Raw genomic sequence first — 22,169 nt, forward strand, 5'->3', positions numbered from 1 at the left:
GTTACAAGAAAGTGAGAGAAAGGTGATGAAAGCGTGACGCGGTCGGAAGCGCCTCGGCGCGATCGTGTCACGACGAGCATCACGGCGACGCGAGGATCCAGGCCGCGGCCTTCTCGGCGATCATCAGCGTCGGCGAGTTGGTATTGCCGCTGGTGATGGTCGGCATGATGCTGGCATCCACGACCCTCAGCCCCCGCACCCCCCTGACGCGCAGGCGGGAGTCGACGACCGCCATGGGGTCGTCGTCGCGCCCCATCTTCGCGGTGCCCACCGGGTGGAAGATGGTGGTGCCGATGTCGCCGGCCAGCCGCGCCAGGTCGTCGTCGCTCTGGTACTGCGCGCCGGGCTTGAACTCCTCGGGCTGGTACTTGGCGAATGCCGGCTGCTCGGCGATGCGTCGGGTAACGCGCAGCGAGTCGGCGGCCACCTGACGATCCTCCGGCGTGCTCAGGTAGTGGGGCGAGATGGCCGGCGCCTGGCGGGGATCGCGGCTCTTGATACGCACCGTGCCCCGGCTGGTCGGGTTGAGGTTGCACACGCTCGCCGTAATCGCCGAGAAATCATGCAGCGGCTGGCCGAAGGCCTCCAGGCTCAGCGGCTGGACGTGGTACTCGATATTGGGATGCGCGTAGGCCTCGGAGCTGCGCGTGAAGGCACACAGCTGGGAGGGCGCCATGCTCATCGGTCCGGAGCGCTTGAGGGCATACTCCAGGCCGATCTTGGCCTTGCCGACCAGCGAGTTGGCCAGGGTGTTGAGGGTCTTGGCCCCCTTCAGGCGATAGACCGAGCGAATCTGCAGGTGATCCTGCAGGTTTTCGCCCACCCCCGGGAGGTCGGCCACCACCGGGATGTCGTGCTCGGCCAGCAGGTCGGCCGGGCCGACGCCCGAGAGCTGCAACAGATGCGGCGAGCCGATGGCCCCGGCAGAGAGAATCACCTCGCGGTGGGCGGTCGCCGTGACGCTCTCGCCGGCCCGTTCGACCTTGACGCCGCGGCAGCGCGGCTCGTCCTCCTCGCCTGTCGCGAACTCCAATCCCCGCACCTGAGTGGAGTGCCACAGGGTCAGGTTGTCGCGCTTCTCGACGCCGCGCAGGAAGGCCTTGGCGGTGTTCCAGCGCCAGCCGGCGCGCTGGTTGACCTCGAAGTAGTCGACCCCCTCGTTGTCGCCACGGTTGAAGTCGCGGGTACGCGGGATGCCGGCTTCCACGGCGGCGGTGGCGAAGTCGTCCAGCACCTGCCAGCTCAGACGCTGCTTCTCGACGCGCCATTCACCGCCATGGCCGTGGAAGTCACGGTGGGGAGCATCGGCATCGCCCCCGTCGTCCAGGCGATGGTGATCCTCATGCTTCATGAAGTCGGCCAGGCAGTTCTCCCAGCGCCAGGCATCATCGCCGGTGAGGTCGGCCCAGCCGTCGTAGTCGCGGGCCTGGCCCCGCATGTAGAGCATGCCGTTGATGCTGGAGCAGCCGCCGAGCGTCTTGCCGCGCGGATAGAGCAGGGAACGACCGTTCAGGCCCTGGTCGGGCTCGGTGCGAAACCGCCAGTCGGTGCGAGGGTTGTCGATGCAGTAGAGATACCCCACCGGGATGTGGATCCAGTGGTAGTTATCGCGTCCCCCCGCCTCGATCAGCAGCACCCGATTGGCAGGATCGGCGCTCAGGCGGTTGGCGAGCAGGCAGCCGGCGGTGCCAGCCCCCACCACGATGTAGTCGTATTGTTGTTGTGTCATGGCTTTTTCTCTCGGTTGGTGACGCTCAGTCGCGATGTTCCCTGTGCGCAGTAGGCTCGTCGACGCAGTGGTGGCGGCTCTCCAGCTGGACGGTGGCGTGGGAAAGGCCATAGCGCTCCACCAGCAGGGCGCGGATCGCCACCAGGGTGGCCTGGCGATCAGCGCCCTCGTCGATGGCCGCATGCAGCGAGACCAGGTGGCGCCCCGGCGTCAGCGACCAGACATGCACGTGATGCACGTTGCAGACCGCCTCGAGCCGCTCGGGAATCTCACGGCGCAGCGTCGAGGGATCGACCCCCTCCGGCGCGCCCTCCAGCAGGATATGCCCGGACTCCCGGGTCAGCTTCCAGGCGCTGCGCAGGATCAGCAGCGCCACCAGCACCGAGAGCAACGGATCGATGGGCATCCAGCCGGTGGCAAGGATCACCAGGGCCGCGACGATCGCCGCCACCGAGCCCAGCAGATCGCCCAGCACGTGCAGGGCGGCCCCGCGGATATTGAGGTTCTCGCGGTCGCCGAAGTGCAGGATGGCGAACACCACCACGTTGACCACCAGCCCCAGGCCGGCGATCACCAGCATGGTGCTGCCCACCACCTCCACCGGCGAGAGCAGCCGGCGGATCGCCTCGATGAGGATCCACACCACGATGGCGATCAGCGTCAGGCCGTTGACGAAGGCGGCCAGGATCTGCACCCGGTGGTAGCCGAAGCTGCGTTTCTCATCGGCCGGCCGGCGGCTGATGCGCGCGGCGAACCAGGCAAGCGCCAGGGCCGCGGTGTCGGTGAGCATATGGCCGGCATCGGCCAGCAGGGCCAGCGAGCCGGAGAGAATGACCCCGACTACCTCGGCGACCATGAAGCCGCCGGTCAAAAGGATCGCCCAGAACAGCCGACGCTGGCTGTCCAGCCCGGAGTGAGGTGTGGCGTGATGCGAATGATGATGGTGGTGATCGTGTGCCATGTGCCCTCCCTTGCCAGGCGTCCAGCTTACCGCAACGGGGCCGGTGAAACGGCCCTCACCGCGCGACGCCCAGCATCGAGCCGACCCCGTCTTCCGTCACGCGAGCGTCAGCCGAGCAGCGGCGCCGCCAGTAGCCCACCGGCCAGCCAGGCCAGGGAGAGTGCCACCATGGCCTGCAGCACGCGGCTGCCCAGGGAGACACCGCCACCGCCGTGATCATGCCCATGATCATGGTGGTGATGCCCGCCGGGCTGGCGCCCCCGCCACCACAGCAAGACCAGCGCCGCCGAGGCGGCCAGGAAGATCAGGTTAAGGACGAAGCCGTAGTTGAACGCGAAGAAGTCGCGCTCGGTTATCGCCCCCGAGCCGCTCCCCTGGGGTAGCCAGCCGAGCAGGTCCATGCCGACGTGCAGCAGCAGCGCCGTCACTACCAGGGTGCTGAGCAGCAGCGCCAGGATGTAGAGCGCCATGCGCCAGCCGTAGTAGGTGGCGTTGATGCGCAGCACCGGCAGCACCACCAGGTCGGAGAAGATGAAGGCCATCACTCCCGCGAAGCTCACGCCGTTGTCGAAGAGCACGGCGGCCAGCGGAATGTTGCCCATGGAGCCGATGAAGGTGAAGAAGGCCGCCAGCGGGCCGACCAGCGCCTGGGCCAGCAGGGCGAGAAAGCCCGGGTCGTCGTCGCCGGCGCCGAGGAACAGGGCCTGGAAGAAGCTCTCCGGCACGAAGGCGGCGATCACGCCGGCCACGGTGAAGCCGATCAGCACATCCTTCCAGACCATCTGCCACTCCATGACGTAGGTCTGGCCGATCCGGCGCCAGCCCTCGCGGCTCTTCAGCGTCTGCCGCCAGTGCGGGGCCTGCCCCTCGCGCTGTTCGTCCTCGCCCTCCAGGCGTTCACGCACCCGCGCGATCAGCGCCTCGGGACGGGTGAGGCGGATGAAGGCCCAGGCCAGCAGGATCAACAGGATGCCGCCGGCGTACTCGCCGACCACGAAGGGCCAGCCCAGGAAGATCGCGATCACGAACCCGAGCTCCACCACCAGGTTGGTGGAGGCCAGCATGAAGGCCAGGGAGGGCGCCAGGCCGGCGCCCTTCTGGAAGAGCGCTCGGGTGGTCGCCAGGGCCGCGAAGCTGCAGGAGCTGGAAATGAAACCGAAGAAGCTGGCCAGCAGCATGCTGCGCGGACCGTCCGTGCCCATGGCGCGCTGCATGCGCTGCCGGGTGACCAGCACCTGGATCAGGCTGCTGATCAGATAGCCCAGGGCGAAGGCCCAGAGCGCCATCCAGAAGAAGCCCAGGCTGGTAAGGGCCGCTTCGTTCCAAAGCGAGAGAAAGTGCGCCGTCATCCGCTTCTCCTTTGACGGTCATCGAAAAGGGCGGGCCGGGTGTCCCCGGCCCGCCATGGATGACGGCTAAGGCTAAACCTTTGGGTTGCCCAAGGGTCAAGTCGGCGGCGTTCAGGGCTGCGACAGGAAAGGCGCGCCGAGTGGGTCACATGACCGGCACGCCGATGAGCCACGCATGCAGATAGAGGGCGAACACGACATAGGCCGCCAGGCCGATCACCACGGTCGCGACGGTGCCGACCACGCTCGGGGCGGCGATCTCGGGCCGCGGGCGACGACGGGCCGCGCGGAAGTCGAGCACCGCCCACAGCAGGAAGGCGCCGAAGAGCACGATGTCGGAAAGCCGCCCGTTGGCCAGCAGGTGGGCGAAGGCCCACAGCTTCACCGCCAGGATCATCGGATGGCCGAGCTTCGCCTTGAGGTGGTTGCGCGGCACATAGGCCGCCACCAGCAGCACGAAGGCAGGTATCATGAACAGCGAGACGACATGGCGAAGGCCCAGTGGCGGCTGCCAGACCCAGACCGGGTCCAGGCGCGTCTGGCCGTAGCCCCAGATCGCCAGTGCCAGGCCGATGATCGAGACCACCGAGTAGGCCGCCTTCCAGGGCAGCTCGCCCATGCGCTGGATCTGGGCGCTTCGCCAGTCGTCAGCCAGGATGCGCACCGAGTGCATACCGAGAAAGATCAACAGGCCGAGCAGCATCACGGTCATGGTCAGGGTCTCCATCGGGGAAAAGGGGGTAATGTGGAACATAACCGCCGCCAGCCTAGTCGGTTGAATCGACCGCGACCAGTACCATCGGCCGCCACGGCTCATTGATGCAAAGGACTGCCATGTCTCGCGACACCGCCCCCCTGCCCGAGGTCCTCGCCGGCCCCATCCTGCGCCGCCTGAGCACGCAACGCCTGGTGATCTGGCTGGTGGGCTCACGCCCCCTCGCACCGAGCCTGATGCTGCACCCGGTCGGGCACACCCCGCGCCGGCTGGTGCTCAACGATTCGCGTCTCAGGCGCCTGCCGCTGGGTCGCCACGCCTGGCTGCACCTGATCGACGTGCCCCTCGAGACTCCCCTGCCCCGGGGCGTGCGCATCGACTACGACCTGAAGCTGCCCGGCGAGGCGGGGGCGACCGGCATCGCCGACTGGGCGCCCCACCTGCTGCACGAAGGCGCGGCGCATCCCTGCTTCGTGCTGGCCGAGCGCCACGGCCGGCTGCTACACGGCTCCTGCCGGCGCCCCCATCACGACGGCCCGGACGGCCTGGTGCGCGCCGACACCTGGCTCGCCGAGCGCCGCGACGCTCCCGAGGCCTGGCCGGCCTGGCTGCTGATGACCGGCGACCAGGTCTACACCGACGACGTGGCCGGCCCGATGCTGGTGGCCGTCCACGGGCTGATCCGTCGCCTGGGGCTCTTCGACGAGACCCTTGAGGGCGCCACCGTGGCCGACAGCCAGGCGCTCTACGACGATCCCGCCAGCTACTATCGCCGCGAGGCGCTGCTCCCGGAAGCCGAGAGCAGCGAGAAGGTGCGCAAGGGCTTCTTCGGCGGGGCGCGCAAGCCAGTATTCACCTCGGCCAACGCCCACAATCACCTAATGAGCTTCGCCGAGGTGATCGCCATGTACCTGCTGGCCTGGTCGCCGACCCCGTGGCGCCTGGTGGGCACGGAGGCGCCGGCGCTGGACGAGGACAAGGCCGCACTGTTCCGCGGGGAGAAGGCGGTGATCGGCCGCTTCGCCGAGGGCCTGCCCGCCGCCGCCCGGGTGATGGCCCACCTGCCCTCGCTGATGATCTTCGACGATCACGACATCACCGACGACTGGAACCTCACCGCGGACTGGGAAACCACCGCCTACGGCCACCCCTTCTCGCGGCGGATCATCGGCAACGCCCTGCTGGCCTACCTGCTCTGCCAGGGCTGGGGCAACGACCCGGACCGCCTGGCCACGCCCCTAGATGACGCCGCCGGGCTGCTTTCGCGCGCCGCCGACCATCAGGGCTGGCTGCCTGCCGGAGAGCAGGACGCCGTCATCGAGCGGCTGCTGCGCTTCCAGGGCTGGGAGGTCGAGGTCGAGGGCGACCCGAAGCTGGTGATCCTCGACACCCGCACCCGGCGCTGGCGCAGCGAGCAAAGCCCCGCGCGCCCCTCCGGCCTGATGGACTGGGAGGCGCTCTCGGAGCTGCAGCAGAACATGCTGGGGGCTCAGTCGGTGGTAATCGTCTCGCCGGCGCCGATGTTCGGCGTCAAGCTGATCGAGACCATCCAGCGGCTCTTCACCCTGGCCGGCCGGCCGCTGCTGGTGGACGCCGAGAACTGGATGGCCCATCGCGGCGCGGCGAGCGTGATGATGAACATCTTCCGCCACTCTCGTACCCCCGGGCACTACGTGATCCTCTCCGGCGACGTGCACTACTCCTTCGCCTACGACATCCACATCCGCCATCGCCGCGAGGGGCCCAGGCTCTGGCAGATCACCTCCAGCGGGGTCAAGAACGCCTTCCCGGACACCCTGCTCGACTGGTTCGACCGCCTGAACCGCTGGCTCTATGCGCCGCGCTCGCCACTCAACTGGCTCACCAAGCGTCGGCGCATGGTGATCTCGCCCCGCGACCCCGACCGCGCAAAGGCCGGCGAACGACTCTGGAACGGCAGCGGCATCAGCCTGGTGGAGCTCGACGACCAGGGCCGTCCCAGCGACATCCGCCAGCTCGATGCCCGCGGCTTCGATGTCCGCTTTCCCGAACCGGAAAAGCGCTCGCCGCGCGGCTGAGCCCACCCGCTGGCACGCTCCTTCGTGCGATACGCTGGATACGAAATCGAAATCAAGGAGTGCATGAGCCGGCGTGCCTTGAGATGCTGTCGACCGACATGTCGTCGTATACAAGGAGCGCGCGGTGAAGGACGAGAGCGTACTGCTGGACGAGCAGCTGGCCGTGCAGGAATTGATCGCCCGAGATACGCCCCTCGAGACCACCCTTGCAGCCATCGCGGGGGTGGTCGGTCGCCAGCTCGGCGACGCCCAGATAGCGATCATGGTGTTCGATCCCGTAACGCGCACCCTCGACATGGTGGCGGGCGAGCGCTTCTCGGCGGCCTTCCGACAGGCCGCGCAGCGTGTGCCGATCGACGCGCCGGCCGGCACCTGCGGGGCGGCCGCCGCGACCCGCCGGATCGCGATCACCGAGCACATCCCGACCGACCCCCGCTGGCAGGGCCTGCAGGCGCTGGCACGCGCCGAGGGGCTGGCCGCCTGCTGGTCGGTACCGATGATCTCAGCCAGGAGCGACCTGCTGGGCACCTTCGCGACCTATTACCCTACGCCCCAAGCGCCCAGCGAGGGCGAGAAGGCGCGGGTACGTCGCGCCGCCGGCCTGGTGGCCCTGGCCATCGAGCGCCACCGTGATCGCCAGGCTCGCTTCGAGGTGGAGCAGCGCTTTCGCTCGCTGTTCACCCAGCACCCCGATGCGGTATTCGAATTCGACCTCGACGGCCGGTTTATCAGCTGCAACGCCTCGGCCACGCGCATCACCGGCTTCAGCGAGGCGTGGCTCAAGGGGCAGCCCTATGATCGCTTCGTCGCCGCGGAGGAGCTGCCGGCCATCGACGCCGCCTTCGCGCGGGTCTGCCAGGGCGAGACCCAGCAGCACATTTACCACAGCACCGATGCCGAGGGACGGGCCTACACCCTGGAGGTCACCAACCTGCCCATCGTCGTCGATGAACGGGTGGTCGGCGTTTATGGCGTGGGGCGCGACATCACGCAGCGCCGCCAGCAGGAGCAGCAGCTGCGCCTGCTGGCCCGCGGCATCGATGCCAGCCGCAATGGCGTCATCATGGCCGATGCCAGCCTACCGGACATGCCGCTGGTCTTCGTCAACGAGACCTTCCAGAACATCACCGGCTATGCGCGTGACGAGGTCGTGGGCCGCAACTGTCGCTTCCTGCAGGGGCCGGATACCGATCCGGAGACGGTGACACGGCTACGCCTGGCCGTAGCCCAACGCAGCGAGATCCAGGTGACGCTGCGCAACTATCGCAAGGACGGCTCGGCGTTCTGGAACCACCTCTACCTGGGTCCGGTCCTCGACGACGAGGGCCACTGCACCCATATCATCGGCATTCAGCAGGATGTCTCGCGGGTACGCGAGTACGAGGATCGTCTCGCCCACCAGGCCAGCCACGACTCGCTCACCGGGCTGCCCAACCGCCAGCAGTTCGTCTCGCGCCTGACCCAGCACTTCCGGCGCACCTGCCGGGAGGAGGGCTTCCTCGCCCTGCTCTATATCGACCTGGACGACTTCAAACCGGTCAATGATGGCCTCGGCCATCACGTCGGCGATCGGCTGCTGGAGCAGGTGGCCCATCGTCTCACCGCCCTGCTCGCCCAGGGAGACATCGCCTCGCGACTGGGCAGCGACGAATTTGCCGTGCTGTTGACGGACGTCCACTGCGAGCGGGATGTGCTGGCGAGGGCCGAGGCGATCCTCTCCTCGCTGTCACGCCCCTTCGAACTCGAAGGGCACCGCCTGCACATCAGCGCCAGCATCGGCATCGCCTCGAGCCTGGATCCGCCGGGCCACGCGGCGGAGCTGCTCCAGTACGCCGACCTCGCCATGCAGGAGGCCAAGCAGCAGGGCCGCAACACCTGGCAGTGGTACGGCGACGAAGTCTCGATCCTGATGAGCGAACACGTCGAGATGCGCCTCGAACTGCAGGAGGCGATCCGCGAGGGGCAGTTCCTGCTGCACTATCAGCCCATCGTCGATGCGCACACCGGCGCGGTGCGCAGCGTCGAGGCGCTGGTGCGTTGGAAACATCCCGAGAAGGGCATGATCTCGCCGGGGCTCTTTATCCCGCTGGCCGAGCAAACGGGACAGATCGTCGCCATCGGGCGCTGGGTGCTGCAGCGAGCCTGTCAGGACATGGCCCACCTGCACGCCGAGGGCGGGCCGGCGCTGCAGGTGGCCGTCAATATCTCGCCGCTGCAGTTCCGGCGAGCCGGTTTCCTCGCCCAGGTCGAGCAGGTCCTCGAGACTACCGGCTGGCCTGCCGACCGGCTGGAACTCGAGGTGACCGAAGGGGTGCTGATGTCCGGCACCGACCGGGCCATCGAGGTGCTGAATGCCCTGCGCCAGCGCGGCGTGCAGGTGGCGATCGACGACTTCGGCAGCGGCTTCTCCAGCCTTCGCTACCTGCGCCAGCTGCCGATCAGCAAGGTCAAGCTCGACCGCAGCTTCATCCACGACATCACCCACAACGGCGATAATGCCGCCATCGTTCAGGGGGTGATCACCATGGCCCATCACTTGGGGCTCAAGGTGGTGGCCGAGGGCATCGAGGTTCCGGAACAGCAGCGCGACCTCATGGACCGCGAATGCGACCTGCTGCAGGGCTTCCTGTTCTCTCGCCCCGTACCGCTCGATCAACTGACGCAACTGCCGATGCACCTGGCGCCCCCAAGGCGTGATCTGCCGCTTACGCGTCCGACCGGGCTCTACGGCCAGGGCGGCTCCGGCGGCAGCGGTTCAGACGCTCCGGCGACGGCGCCAGAGCGCCAGCCCCGCGGCCATGACCAGCCAGGTCATGGCCGCGGCGACGGCGTCGTCGAGCACGATGCCAATCCCGCCGGGTAGCGCCTCGGCCTGGCTCACCGGCGCCGACTTGGTGATATCGAAGCCCCGATAGACCACGTAGGCCCCGGCCAGGGCCGCAGGATGGCGTGCCGTGGCCTGACCGAGCACCGCCACCGGAAAGGCGACGATCTCATCAAGCACGATGCGTCCGTCGTCCTTGGTGCCCAGCGCAGTCGCGGCCTGATGACAGACCGGCATGGCCGCCACCAAGAGCGCCGCCGTGAGGCCGAGCTGCACTCGGCGCGTGCGACCCAACAGCCACCAGGCGAGCGGCAGTCCCAGCAGCGAGCCGACCGTGCCAGGCGCCCAGGGCGAGAGCCCCAGGCCAAAGCCCGTCGAAAGAACCAACCATAGCGTGTCCATCCCTGCTCCCTATCATCCAAGAGGCGTGCCTCGAACGCCCGACACCATACGCCGGGCCCGGATCGCCGTCGACGCCGGCTTACGCCTTGGCCATCGGGCTTCGACAAGCGCCGTCCGGCGACGCATCATGGAGCGTTCATCCACCGACCCTGCCGGCCCCGCCCATGAGTAACGACACCCGGGAACGCAACCGACGCATGAACCACTTCGATGGCCACGACGAGATCTGGCTGTTCGGCTACGGCTCGCTGATCTGGAAGGCCGACTTCCCCTTCCTCGAGCGTCGTCCGGCCCATATCCACGGCTGGGTGCGTCGCTTCTGGCAGGGCTCTCACGATCATCGCGGCACCCCCGAGGCCCCCGGCCGGGTGGCCACCCTGGTGCGCGAGCCGGAGGCCATCTGCCACGGCATGGCCTACCGCATCGCCCCCGAAGTGCTGGGCCCGCTGGACGTGCGCGAGAAGAACGGCTACCTGCGCGAGCTGACCCGGCTGCACTTCGACGACAACGGCCAGCCGGCGAGCGCCGATGGGCTCCTGTACCTGGCCACCGAAGACAACGCCGCCTTCCTCGGCGACGCCCCGCTCGACGCCATCGCCGCACAGATCGCCCTCGCCCACGGCCCCAGCGGCCCCAATCGCGACTACCTGGTCCACCTGGCCCAGGCCCTGCGCGAACTCGGTGTGGATGACCCCCACGTGTTCGCGCTGGCAGCGCGCCTGCCCCACCCGGCGGGCGACGACTGCCCCCAACGCCGCCAATAACGATCCAAAAAAACATGGAGACGATCCTCCCATGAGCGTGACCCTCGACGACATCCGCCAGGCCGCCGCCCGCCTCGAAGGCAGCGTGGAGCATACCCCCTGCCTGCGCTCCGCGACCCTCTCCCGGCTCACCGGCTGCGAGGTCTACATCAAGTTCGAGAACCATCAGTTCACCGCCTCCTTCAAGGAGCGCGGCGCGCTGAACCACCTGCTCTCGCTCTCGCCCGAGGAGCGCGCCCGGGGCGTAATCGCCATGTCCGCCGGCAACCACGCCCAGGCGGTGGCCTATCACGCCGCCCGGCTGGGCATCCACGCCACCATCGTCATGCCCCGCCACACCCCCAACCTCAAGGTGCGTAACACCCGCGACTTCGGCGCCGAGGTGCACCTGGAGGGCAACGGCGTCGACGAGGCCGGCGCCTACGCCCAGCGTCTCGCCGAAGAGCGCGGCCTGGTCTTCGTGCACCCCTATGACGATGACCGGGTGATCGCCGGCCAGGGCACCATCGCCCCGGAGATGCTCGAGGCGGTGCCCGACCTGGACTGCCTGGTGATCCCCATCGGCGGCGGCGGATTGATCGGCGGCAACGCCGTGGCGGCCAAGGCCCTCAAGCCCGACATCGAGGTAATCGGGGTGCAGACCCAGCGCTTCCCGGCCATGCAGCAGGCGCTGGCCGGCGAGGAGATCCACTGCGGCCTGGCCACCCTGGCCGAGGGCATCGCCGTGAAGCAGCCCGGTCGGCTGACCCGGGAGATCGTGCGCGAACTGGTCAGCGACATCGTGCTGGTGGACGAGCCCGAGATCGAGCGCGCCATCCTGATGCTGCTGGAGATCGAGAAGAGCGTGGCCGAGGGCGCCGGCGCCGCGGGGCTCGCCGCCCTGCTCAGCGAGCCGGCGCGCTATCGCGGTCGCAAGGTGGGGCTGGTGCTGTGCGGCGGCAACATCGACATGCTGGCGCTCTCCTCAGTGATTCAGCGCGGCCTGGTGCGCTCCGGACGCATCGTGCGGGTACGGGTCGGCATACCCGACGTGCCCGGCTCGCTGGCCGAGCTGACCCAGCTGCTCGCCGAGCAGCGCGCCAACGTCATCCAGATCGCTCACCAGCGCACCTTCACCGATCTCTCGCTGCGCGCCACCGAGGTGGAGGCCACCCTGGAGACCCTGGGCAGCGACCACACCCGCGAGGTGATCGCCGCGCTGCGCGTCGAGGGCTACGACCCCGTGCTGCCCGCCAACGAAGTGCACCCGGACGAGCGCTGGGCCACCGATCCCGAGGGCCATCACTGAGATGACCACCCTGGCGCTCTATGTCGCCGCGGCCCTGGCCGAGATCGCCGGCTGCTTCAGCGTCTGGGCCTGGTGGCGGCTGGACAAGTCGGCCCTGTGGCTGATGCCGGGGCTCGCCAGCCTGGCGCTCTTCGCCTGGCTGCTGAGCCTCTCCGGGGCCGACTACGCCGGGCGCGCCTATGCCGCCTACGGCGGGGTCTACATCGCCACCTCGGTGGCCTGGCTGTGGCTGGTCGAACAGCGCCTGCCCGATCGCTGGGACCTGGCCGGCGCGGGCCTGTGCCTGATGGGCGCCGGCGTCATCCTGCTCGGGCCGCGGCCCGCAGCGTGATCTCCGGTACGGGGCGATCTCTGGCCCAGGGTGCCCCCTGGCCCGGGCGATCCCTGGCGGAGCACCGATGGCAGGCGTACCCTATACACGTTTGTTATCCTTCCCATCCCATCACCTCAACCAAAGGAAGCGTGATGAGCAGCAAGATCAACGTGTCAGCCCCCCTGGTCATCCTGCATGGCGACGAGATGGCCCAGGTCGCCTTCGAGCGCATCCTCGAAACCTTCGTGACCTCGCGGCTGGACGTCGACCTCGTGGAGATCGACCTGACCGCGGAGAACCGCCTGGTCACCAACGGTCAGGCGGTGATCGATGCCATCGAGGCCCTCAAGCAGTACGGCGTGGGGGTGAAGAACGCGGGCATGACCGTGAACCGCACCCAGCTCGGCGAGCTGCTGGCCGCCCACCCCGAGCTCGATGGCACCACCCTGCATCCGCTGGCCACCAAGTCGCCCAACGGCGCCATCCGCAAGGGCATCGGCGGCAACATCACCCGCGAGGACATCCAGTTCCGCAACCTCGAGTTCAACACGCCCGAGTGGATCGGCCGCGATATCGACGTGGAGACCATGGACGGCGGCGGCATCAAGGACAGCTTCAACGAGCTCTCCAGCGCCACCGGCATCGTCAAGCTGCTGTTCGTGGGTGAAAGCGGCGACCCGGTGGAGCTGCACCGCCGCGAGGTGAAGAAGGGCGACCCCTGGCTGCTCGCCACCAACGACATCGACCAGGTCAAGGCCTGGGCCCACCGCTTCTTCCAGCGCGCCATCGACGAGCAGCGCGACATCTACCTGGGCCTGAAGGACACCGTGATCGCCGGCTACGACGGCGTGATGCGGGCCGCCATCGAGGATATCTACCGCGAGCACTACCAGGCGCAGGTCGAGGCGCTGGGGCTCGCCTATCACTACGAGCTGATCGACGCCCAGGCCGCGCGCCTGGTCGCCAACCCGCCGGAGCGGGCGCTGTGGGGCGTGCCGGACAACAACACCGGCCGCAAGCTCTACAAGCTGGTCGAGCAGCTCAAGGTCCACGGCATTCCCAAGCGCAAGGCCCACGTCTCACTGTCGCGGATGAGCGCCGGCGGCGGCGATCAGTACGGCAGCTACAATGCGCCTTCCCTTGAGGACGGCATCCTCAAGGTGGTGGTCGATGGCGAGGAGAAGCACGCGTGCCGCGTCAAACGCGGCGATCCGATCCTGCTGATGTCCAACGACCACGAAGCCATCAGGGACTGGGTCTTCCAGGTGTTCCGCGACGCCTCGCGCAAGGACAAGGAGGTCTACTTCGGCCTCAAGCGCGAGTATATGGAGTACGACGACGTCTTCAGCACCGCGATCACCGACGTGCGCCGCGAGCTGGCGAAGGCCGATACGCCGCCCCCGTCGTTCATGATCATGCGGCCCTCGCGGCAGCTCATCAAGATGATCACCGATCCGCCCCGCAACGCCCTCTACCCGGCGCAGAACCTCGACGGCGACATCTTCTCGGACATCTCCGCGGCGCTCGGCGGCAGCCTGGCCACCGCCAGCTCGATCATCGAGAGCAAGAACGGCACCATGCTCTTCGAGGCGCCCCACGGCACCGCCCACGACCTCTACCTGAAGTACCAGGAGAGCGACGGCCGCGAGGCACACTTCAACTCCTCCGCGCTGATCTTCGCCGTGGCCAATGCCCTGGAGACCCTGGGCGAGCGTGAAGCCAACGCGGCCCTGGTCGACTACGCCACCGGCCTCAAGGCCGCGCTGATCGACACCGTCGCCGACGGCATCATTACCGGCGACCTCAAGGGCAAGACCACCGATCCCGCCGCCGAGACCGTCGTGGACATGCAGGGCTTCCTGAATGCCGTGGCGGAGCGGCTTCCCGCCTGACGCGCCCCTCCGGACGCCCCGCGCGACCTCGCCCTCGGGCGGGGTCGCATCGTTTCTGCCTAAGGTTTTCTCCCTAAGGCTTGCTGCCTAGCGCCTCTTGCCTTCGCCTGACTCGCCGCTAACCTTCGGCCACTCTAGCCCTGGGCTCACGGCATGACGTGCGACGAGATCCTCCCTCCGAAACCTCGCTTTTCAGTAGCAACATCTGAACTATATCCCATAGACAGATAATTCGCCCATCGCAGCAGTGATTACTGCTAGAATCGCGCGCGCCACGCAGGCGCTTCCTGTCTCGGCTACCCGCCTTGGGCAGGCCGCACGCTCGCGTCACGGCGCTTACCGGCGCCGCCGACGCGAGCGTTCGAGCCGGTCCGGCAGGGAAGCGCCTGTCCGCCCATTACAATTCGAGAGATCCTCCATGATCGCCACCCTGCAAACCCTCGGCCGCCCGCTGATGCGACTGGGGCTGATCCCCCAGATCGCCATCGGCATCGTCTGCGGCATCCTGCTCGCCACCCTCGCGCCGGACACCGCCCAATCGGTCTCGCTGCTGGGCCAGCTATTCATCTCCGCCCTGAAGGCGGTCGCCCCGATCCTGGTGTTCATCCTGGTAACCGCGGCCATCGCCAGCCACCAGAAGGGTCAGCCGACCCATATCCGCTCGGTGATGGTGCTCTACGTGATCGGCACCCTGGTCGCCGCCCTGGTGGCCGTGGTGGCGAGCTTCGCGTTCCCCACCACCCTGGCGCTGGATCGCCCCGAGGTCAGCGGCAACCCGCCGGGTGACATCATCGAGATCCTCCAGAACCTGCTGCTCAACGCCGTCGCCAACCCGGTCACAGCGATCATGGAAGGCAACTTCATCGCCATCCTGGTGTGGGCCATCGGCCTTGGCATCATGCTGCGCCAGGCGAGTGACGGCACCCGTACCCTGCTCGGCGATCTTTCCGATGCCATCTCGAACATCGTGCGCCTGGTGATCCGCTTCGCCCCGCTGGGCATCTTCGGCCTGGTCGCCAACACCCTGGCGGAGTCGGGCATGAATGCCCTGCTCGACTATGGCCACCTGCTGGCGGTGATCGTCGGCTGCATGCTGTTCGTGGCCCTGGTCACCAACCCGCTGATCGTCTACTGGCAGACCCGCGAAAACCCCTATCCGCTGGTCTTAACCTGCCTGCGCGGCAGCGCCATCACCGCCTTCTTCACGCGCAGCTCGGCGGCCAACATCCCGGTCAATCTGGAGCTGTGCAAGCGGCTGAAGCTGCACGCCGACACCTACTCCATCTCGATCCCGCTGGGCGCGACAGTCAACATGTGCGGCGCGGCCATCACCATTACCGTGATCACACTCTCGGCTGCCCATACCCTGGGCATCGGCGTCGACTTCCCCACCGCCCTGCTGCTGTGCGTCGTCTCGGCACTGGCCGCCTGCGGCGTCTCCGGCGTGGCCGGCGGCTCGCTGCTGCTGATTCCCATGGCCAGCAACCTCTTCGGCATCTCCACCGACGTGGCCATGCAGGTGGTGGCGATCGGCTTCGTGATCAGCGTGGTGCAGGACTCCACCGAGACGGCGCTGAACTCCTCCACCGACGTGCTGTTCACCGCGGCCGCCTGCCGCCGCAAGGAAAACGCCCAGGCCTGATCGCAAGATGAAGGTCTGAGAGAAAACGCCGCGGCCCCGTGCTCTTTACGGGGCCGCGTGCCAGCAACGGAACTCCCCCTCCCCCAGCGGCGTCCTGCCGCGCATCGCCTGCCGAGATCATGAGTTTTTCCAACCATTAACGTAAATCAACACATCATTCTTTAGAATGATAACGTTGAGGCAACATCGCGACTGAAGATAGACAGCATCGGCGACATTTACGATAGTGGGAACGTTTAGATACAGTTCGTCACCGGTATCGAGCGATCGGAAACCGGCCACCGCCCACGATTATCAGGAAGCGCTGACGCCATGATCCCCCTCCTGCTCGCCTGCCGCCGCTTCAACCGCTCCCTCCCGTCCGCTTTTCGGCTGCCTTTCCTGGGACTTTGCCTGCTGCTGGCCATCAACGCCCACGCCTCAGATGGCGGCGCCACGCCCATGCCGATTCTGACCCTTGCGCAGGGCAGCGACCGCCAGCAGCTCTCGCTGGAGGCGATCGAGGCCACCGACGAGCTCTATCACATCCAGATGCAGCATCCCGAGGGCCCCGAGGGCCGCTTCTCGGGCGTCTGGCTGAACGCCTTCCTGGCGGCGAACGGCCTGGAAGACGCGAAACGCGTGCGCTTCATCGCCGATGATGGCTACACCACCTTCCTCACCCTCGCCCAGCGCAACGAGAAGGCCTACCTCCTGGCAACACGGCTGGACGGCGAGCCGATCGGAGTAGATCGGCTCGGCCCGTTGATGCTGGTGGTGCCCGACGATGCCGAGGCCGTCCTTGACGGCTCGGTACCCATGAATCGCTGGATCTGGGCGCTCGAGGAAATCCGCGCGAGATGACGACCGCCCCGGCCAGGGCCTTGCGCCATCGCCTGCTGCTGGCCTTCGGGTTGATCGTCGCGACCTGTGCCGCGGCCATCACCTACTACGCCGTTCACGCGCGACAGCATGTCGGTGCCGACTACACCGCCATGGTCGCCGACGTGGTCCGCTCCCAGTCAGATCCCCAGGAGCTGCGGACGGCCTTGATGCGTCTCGACGACGGTCATCCGGATCATCGGGCCCACCAGGAGGAGCTTGGCGAGCTGCTGCCGCGCATTCCCCGGCGCATCGAGAACCTCCGGGTACAGGTACTGCGCAGCGACCTTCCCCGCCAGGATTACGCACCGCTGATCGACGAATTGGACCTGGTTCAGGAGCGCATCGCCACACTTCAGGCCCGCTTCGATCGGGCTCAGCGCGATGGGCTCGACGGTGAGGAGATCGAAGCGCTGCGCACGCTTGGGCTCGAGGTCGAGGCGGGGCTCGCCTGGAGCTACAGCGAGCTCAGCCTGCTGGTGCAGAACGCCTCCGCCGGACAGCGCCATCTGATGGAGTGGCTCACCGCCGCGGTGTTCGGTCTCCTGGTGATGGTGGTGGCCGCCGTCGGCGCGGTGATGCTGATGATGCTGCGCCTGCAGCGCCAGCGAGACGAGTTGCGCCACCTGAGCCAGACCGACATGCTCACCGGGCTCTTCAATCGTCGTCGCCTGCAGGAGGTAGCCGAACAGGAGTTCACCCGTCGCCAGCGCCACCCCTCGCCGCTGAGCCTCATGCTGCTCGACCTGGATCATTTCAAGCACATCAACGACGCCTTCGGCCACCCGGTGGGTGACGAGGTGCTCTCCTCCTTCGCCGAGATACTCCGGCACCAGGTGCGACGCCTGGATACCGTGGCGCGCATGGGCGGCGAAGAGTTTGCGGTGCTGCTGCCGGACACCGATGGCCAGGACGCACGACAGCTCGCCGAACGAGTCCGCGAGGCCACCCGCGCCATGCCGCTGCCAACGGAGGCCGGAGATTATCGACTTACCGTCAGCATCGGCGTGACCGAGGCCCGGCAAGGCGACAGCTTCGAACACCTCTATACCCGAGCGGATCGGCGGCTCTATGCCGCCAAGGAAGCCGGCCGGGATCGCGTTGTCAGCGGCGACGCGCTGCCGGAGGTCGCCAATACCGGCACGCCCCTAGACGATGATGAGCTCGACGCGTTGCAGCAAGACACCGCACGCTAGGCGCGACCCTGCTCCGCTGTCAGACTCCAAAGCAGGCCTTCGCCAGACGAAGTGAAACAGGCATCATCGCCGCGGGCCCTCGTGCTGGGCAGTGCACTGATCGCAACGCCGAGCTGCTCGCCTCAGGCGCCCCTCCATGGCAGCCTCCAACCGGTCGCCCAGCGCGACGCTCCCGCGCTCGATCTCCCCAGCCATGGCCGGTTCCTGTGGCCTAACTCGGCACTGACAGCGCCGCCCTTTGACAGGCGACCGTTCTTTCTATAGAACGTTCGTTAAAAGGAACAACGAGAGCGCCTGTCATGGATACCCCCTCCCTCAGCACCTTGGGGCAGCACCTGCAGTCCCTGCGCAAGGCCCAGGGCTGGTCGCTGTCGCAGCTGGCCGCCGCCGCCGGCATCGCCAAGTCGAACCTGTCGCGCCTCGAGCAGGGCAACGGCAACCCCACCCTGGACACCATCTGGCGCCTGGCGGTGCAGCTGAAGGTCCCCTTCGGCACCCTGGTCGCCCCCATCGCCGTGCCCCTCGGCGAGGACGGCGTGGAAGTGCGCCTGATCGATCAGGGCAAGGACAGCCCCCAGGTCGATGCCTACTGGATGCGCTGCGCGCCCTTCACCACTCGTGTCGCCGAGCCGCATACCCCCGGCGCCCGGGAGTCCCTGACCCTGATCAGCGGCCACCTCGAGGCCGGGCCCGAGGGCGACACCCGCCAACTCGCCGCCGGCGATACATTGACCTTCGCCGCCGACCGAGCGCACTGCTACCGCACCGGCGACGACTGGGCCACCCTGCTGGTCAGCGTGGTTTATCACGGGGAGGCGCACCGATGAGCCAGCAGGCCATTTCCTCGTCTCCGCGCCCCTGGCTCACCGGCATCCGCGAGGCGATCCCCCTGCTCGGCGGCTACGTGCCGGTGGCCATCTCCTTCGGGCTGGTCGCCATCCAGGCGGGCTTCAGCGCCCAGGAGGCGGTGCTGATCTCGTTCCTGGTCTACGCAGGCGCCTCGCAGTTCCTGTTCGTCGGCATGGCCGCCGCCGGCTCGCCGCTGTGGCTGGTGGTGGTCATGACGCTGCTGATCAACGTGCGCCACGTGGTCTATGCCCCCAACCTGGCCCCCTGGCTGACGGCGAGCCGCGGCTGGCCCTGGCTGATGCACGCCCTCACCGACCAGGTCTTCGCCCTGGCGCACACACGCCTGCCGCAGCTGCCGGAAGCGCAGCGGCTCGGCTGGTTCACCGGCGCCGCCCTGTTCGCCTGGGCCAGCTGGATCGCCGGCACCGCCCTGGGCGCGCTGGCCGGCGAGGAGCTGATCGCCCGCTGGCCACTGCTTGGCGAGGTCATGCCCTTCGCCCTGCCGGCCCTCTTCCTCGTGCTGGTGGTGCCCCGCTTTACCTCGCGGCGCTGGAGCCTGGCGCTCGCCCTGACCGTCCTGATCGCCCTCGCCCTGACCGTGACGGGCTTCACCAACCTGGCGATTCCCCTCGCCGCCGCCTGCGGGGCGCTGTGCTTCAAGGCCGTGAAGTGTCGCCCCGCCAGGCACTCAGCACACACGCAAGGAGCCCGCCATGAGTAGCGCCATGTGGATCGCCGTGATCGCCTCGGCCGTCGGTACCCTGCTGCTGCGGCTGCTGCCGATGCTGTGGATGCGGCGCCGCCTGGAGCGACTGGGCCAGGACGACGGCATCGACGCCATGCCCCAGTGGCTCGGCATCCTGGGGCCGCTGATGATCGCCGCCCTGCTCGGCACCTCGCTGGTGCCGAAGACGCTGGACGCCGTCTCCTGGCTCGCGACCGTCATCGGCGTGCTCGCGACGCTGGCCCTATGGTGGCGCACGCGTACCCTCGGCTGGCCGGTCGCCGCCGGCGTGGCGGCCTTCGGCGCCGTGGTGGTGCTGGCCAGCTGGGTGCCCTGACGCTCACCGCCTCCGCCCCGGAAGTGGATCATATCGCGCAGCGCACTCACGCCCTGCTGCGCTACGAACACTGGATCGAGGGGCGCCTGGCGCTCAGCGAGCTGGAACGCTTCTCCCTGCGCTGGTGGGGCCTGCAGGAGATTCAGCTGTTGCTGGAGCGGACGGGGTTCACGCGGGTGCGCCTGTTCGGCGACTACACCGATGCATCGCCGCGGCAGGGCTGCCGCGCGATCACCGTGGAGGCGAGGCGCTGAGCGGCCGCTACGCGTCCCGGAGGGTCGAGACGATCAGGCGCTCCAGCGTCGCGACGGCCTGATCATCGGGGACCTGCTCCTCCATCGTGGCCTTCGCCACCTCCTCGATCGCCCCGAAGATCGCCACCAGCCGGTAGCCGAGGCGCCCATCCGCGTCACAGTCCGAGAAAAGCTCCCGATAGACATGCACGAAGGAGTTGCGGATCTGGGTACGAATGTCCTTGTGTTCGGGATAGGCCATCAGGGCAGACACGATGGCCTCGTACTGGGGGCCGCACTGCCGCACACAGTCGAAGTAAGCCGCCACGACATGATGCGCCCGCTCCTGCAACGAGCGGGCCCGATCGGCGATCCGCTGCCGGGTGACCTCGACCAGCCGCCGGTCGAAGCGCGCGTATAGCTGGTAGAGCAGGTTGGCCCGACTCTGGAAGTGGCCGTAGGCCACGGGCTTGGTCACGCCCGCCTCCTGGGCGAGCGTGGCCAGGGTGAGCGCATCCGCGCCATCGCGCTCGAGAATCACCAGAGAGAGGTCCAGCAGCTGCTGTCGTCGCTCGTCCTTGGAAAGTCTCTTTCGCATCGTCGCTTCGCTCCATCAGGAGTCGGCAACCAGCTCGACCCTCGGGAAATCGATCTTGGGCTGCACCAGGTTGTTGACCCAGTTGCTGACCGTGTTGATGCCCGTCCAGGTCACCACCTGAAGGATCTGGGCGTCACTCATGCCCAGGGCCCTGCAGCGATCTTTCCGCTCGGCGGAGCAGGCGCCGCTATTCTCCAACACGTCCAGGGCCAGGTCGAGCATCGCCTGATCCAGGGGATCACTCGCCTCGCCCCCCTGGGCGGCGCGGCACTCCTCCCTGCTCATCCCCAGCTTGCGGGCCGAGAAGGTATGCCCGCTGACGCAGTAATGGCACCCGTTCCGGTTGGCCACGGCCAGGGAGACGAGCTCTCGCTGCCGCTCACTCAACAGGCAGCGCCCCTCGATCGCCTCCTCGAAGGCCAGGTAGCCCTTGAGGCTCGCCCCATCGATACCCAAGGCCGTATAGAAGTTCGGGATCATGCCGTAGCGCTCCTGAAAGCCCTTCAGGATAGGCGCGGCGAGATCATCGGCCGTTTCAAGATTCACCGGTTGCATCGTTCACCTCGTTGAGCAGCACGTGGCAGGCCAAGGCCTGCCCTTTCAGGGAGATGGTGGCTTTCAGAAGAACGCCGCCTTTACTTACCAAAGGTAAGTATACTGATAGTAACTTAAGCCGCAACCCCCTTCCGCGGTGCCTGGGCCGTGCCGGCATTGCGGCCAGGATGGGCCCGCTGTCCCCGAGAGCGGGCCAGGCCGCGAGGAGACTCGCGACCGGGGGGGGCAGTCACAGCGGCAGCGGCCGAGCAAGGCGGCGTGGAATGACGCGGGAAGGAGCAATAACGAGAAGGCCCATGGCGGAATCACTTGGGCCCGATATCCGGGGTTCCAGGGCCAACACGCCCCTGAGGGATGCACCGGTGTTGCCGGGGCATCTGGGGAAGACGTCTGCTTTGATCTAAGCGAGTGCGAAGGCAGGGCCTGGTACTCGTCGTCCAAATAGTGGGGAAGCTAAGTGGAAGTACTTAATTATTGGTGGGCCCAGCAGGGCTCGAACCTGCGACCAAGGGATTATGAGTTCGCCTTTAAAACAATAAGCCACTGAAAAACAAGGAAAAGCAACCGTAATAGAGCGAAAGGTACAGTTCTTTGGAATCAGTAAGTTAGCGAAGGTTGAGGATAGCACACGAAGCTGGTGTGTGTACCGGTAGTGTACTGCTGAATCAGCCAAGATGCTGCATTCCGCTCATCTTCCCGTAGAAACATAGGAGATCGGGGTACGTCCCCGATTTCCGAAAACCTCGCTCAACCTTTCCTTTAACCCCCCTACTTCTCACGCCTAATAGAAAGCACCCGCAACCTCATTGCCTGCTATGCATACGGGCATATACCGAGCAGCACATACACCATTAAAACGCCATCCAAAAAACCAAAGGGT

General features: G+C 67.3%; 20 protein-coding genes. 13 read left to right on the top strand and 7 right to left on the bottom strand.

Annotated elements, in window-relative coordinates; all coding sequences use genetic code 11:
* Positions 1–79: 79 nt before the first annotated feature.
* The 4 genes from RSO68_RS05290 to RSO68_RS05305 form a co-directional block, all read right to left on the bottom strand.
* Complete coding sequence (locus RSO68_RS05290; protein WP_315585703.1) at positions 80–1,729, bottom strand: GMC family oxidoreductase; 1,650 nt, start codon at positions 1,727–1,729, stop codon at positions 80–82.
* A gap of 25 nt (positions 1,730–1,754) precedes the next feature.
* Positions 1,755–2,690, bottom strand: a complete 936-nt coding sequence (locus RSO68_RS05295) for a cation diffusion facilitator family transporter (protein WP_315585704.1) — start codon at positions 2,688–2,690, stop codon at positions 1,755–1,757.
* A 107-nt stretch (positions 2,691–2,797) separates the two neighbouring features.
* Complete coding sequence (locus tag RSO68_RS05300) at positions 2,798–4,039, bottom strand: permease (RefSeq protein WP_315585705.1); 1,242 nt, start codon at positions 4,037–4,039, stop codon at positions 2,798–2,800.
* A gap of 145 nt (positions 4,040–4,184) precedes the next feature.
* Entirely contained in the window at positions 4,185–4,751 is a 567-nt protein-coding gene (locus tag RSO68_RS05305; protein ID WP_315585706.1) for an NnrU family protein, read from the bottom strand.
* 122 nt (positions 4,752–4,873) lie between these two features.
* On the opposite strand from RSO68_RS05305, the gene RSO68_RS05310 reads away from it, so the two are divergent.
* Together RSO68_RS05310 and RSO68_RS05315 are read left to right on the top strand one after the other, a co-directional pair.
* Complete coding sequence (locus tag RSO68_RS05310) at positions 4,874–6,811, top strand: alkaline phosphatase family protein (protein ID WP_315585707.1); 1,938 nt, start codon at positions 4,874–4,876, stop codon at positions 6,809–6,811.
* Between the two features lie 124 nt (positions 6,812–6,935).
* Positions 6,936–9,674, top strand: a complete 2,739-nt coding sequence (locus RSO68_RS05315) for an EAL domain-containing protein (protein ID WP_315585708.1) — start codon at positions 6,936–6,938, stop codon at positions 9,672–9,674.
* Here RSO68_RS05315 and RSO68_RS05320 read toward each other — a convergent pair.
* Entirely contained in the window at positions 9,567–10,037 is a 471-nt protein-coding gene (locus RSO68_RS05320; RefSeq protein ID WP_315585709.1) for a phosphatidylglycerophosphatase A family protein, read from the bottom strand. The two genes, RSO68_RS05315 and RSO68_RS05320, sit on opposite strands and share 108 nt — an antisense overlap.
* Positions 10,038–10,201: 164 nt before the next feature.
* Between RSO68_RS05320 and RSO68_RS05325 the strand changes: the two genes are divergently transcribed.
* From RSO68_RS05325 to RSO68_RS05375, 11 genes are all read left to right on the top strand, one after another.
* Positions 10,202–10,801, top strand: coding sequence for a gamma-glutamylcyclotransferase (locus RSO68_RS05325; protein ID WP_089849407.1), 600 nt, complete (start codon positions 10,202–10,204; stop codon positions 10,799–10,801).
* A gap of 31 nt (positions 10,802–10,832) precedes the next feature.
* Positions 10,833–12,089: a threonine ammonia-lyase gene (locus tag RSO68_RS05330; protein WP_315585710.1), complete on the top strand. Its 1,257-nt coding sequence runs from the start codon at positions 10,833–10,835 to the stop codon at positions 12,087–12,089.
* A gap of 1 nt (position 12,090) precedes the next feature.
* Entirely contained in the window at positions 12,091–12,420 is a 330-nt protein-coding gene (locus tag RSO68_RS05335) for a YnfA family protein (RefSeq protein ID WP_089849410.1), read from the top strand.
* A gap of 134 nt (positions 12,421–12,554) precedes the next feature.
* On the top strand, positions 12,555–14,294 hold the full coding sequence (locus RSO68_RS05340; RefSeq protein WP_089849412.1) for an isocitrate/isopropylmalate family dehydrogenase: 1,740 nt from the start codon (positions 12,555–12,557) through the stop codon (positions 14,292–14,294).
* Between the two features lie 418 nt (positions 14,295–14,712).
* On the top strand, positions 14,713–15,936 hold the full coding sequence (gene sstT / locus RSO68_RS05345) for a serine/threonine transporter SstT (protein WP_315585711.1): 1,224 nt from the start codon (positions 14,713–14,715) through the stop codon (positions 15,934–15,936).
* Positions 15,937–16,248: 312 nt separating this feature from the next.
* Positions 16,249–16,779 (top strand): molybdopterin-dependent oxidoreductase, encoded by a 531-nt coding sequence (locus RSO68_RS05350; RefSeq protein ID WP_315585712.1) that lies wholly within the window; start codon positions 16,249–16,251, stop codon positions 16,777–16,779.
* Positions 16,776–17,993, top strand: a complete 1,218-nt coding sequence (locus RSO68_RS05355) for a GGDEF domain-containing protein (RefSeq protein ID WP_315585713.1) — start codon at positions 16,776–16,778, stop codon at positions 17,991–17,993. The genes RSO68_RS05350 and RSO68_RS05355 overlap by 4 nt, the downstream gene beginning before the upstream one ends.
* 299 nt (positions 17,994–18,292) lie before the next feature.
* Positions 18,293–18,820, top strand: a complete 528-nt coding sequence (locus RSO68_RS05360; RefSeq protein ID WP_315585714.1) for a helix-turn-helix domain-containing protein — start codon at positions 18,293–18,295, stop codon at positions 18,818–18,820.
* Positions 18,817–19,563 (top strand): AzlC family ABC transporter permease, encoded by a 747-nt coding sequence (locus RSO68_RS05365; protein ID WP_315585715.1) that lies wholly within the window; start codon positions 18,817–18,819, stop codon positions 19,561–19,563. Before RSO68_RS05360 ends, RSO68_RS05365 begins: the two co-directional genes overlap by 4 nt.
* Complete coding sequence (locus RSO68_RS05370; protein WP_315585716.1) at positions 19,556–19,903, top strand: AzlD domain-containing protein; 348 nt, start codon at positions 19,556–19,558, stop codon at positions 19,901–19,903. Before RSO68_RS05365 ends, RSO68_RS05370 begins: the two co-directional genes overlap by 8 nt.
* A 23-nt stretch (positions 19,904–19,926) precedes the next feature.
* Entirely contained in the window at positions 19,927–20,157 is a 231-nt protein-coding gene (locus RSO68_RS05375; RefSeq protein ID WP_315585717.1) for a hypothetical protein, read from the top strand.
* Between the two features lie 7 nt (positions 20,158–20,164).
* On the opposite strand, the gene RSO68_RS05380 is transcribed toward RSO68_RS05375, so the two are convergent.
* Positions 20,165–20,734 carry a TetR/AcrR family transcriptional regulator gene (locus RSO68_RS05380; RefSeq protein WP_315585718.1) on the bottom strand — a complete coding sequence of 190 codons (570 nt, stop codon included), beginning with the start codon at positions 20,732–20,734 and terminating at the stop codon, positions 20,165–20,167.
* 15 nt (positions 20,735–20,749) lie between these two features.
* A complete protein-coding gene (locus RSO68_RS05385; protein WP_315585719.1) occupies positions 20,750–21,289 on the bottom strand; it encodes a carboxymuconolactone decarboxylase family protein in 540 nt (179 codons plus the stop codon).
* Positions 21,290–22,169: the final 880 nt, after the last annotated feature.

Source organism: Halomonas saccharevitans, assembly GCF_032333995.1.
In the GTDB taxonomy this organism is placed as follows: domain Bacteria; phylum Pseudomonadota; class Gammaproteobacteria; order Pseudomonadales; family Halomonadaceae; genus Halomonas; species Halomonas saccharevitans.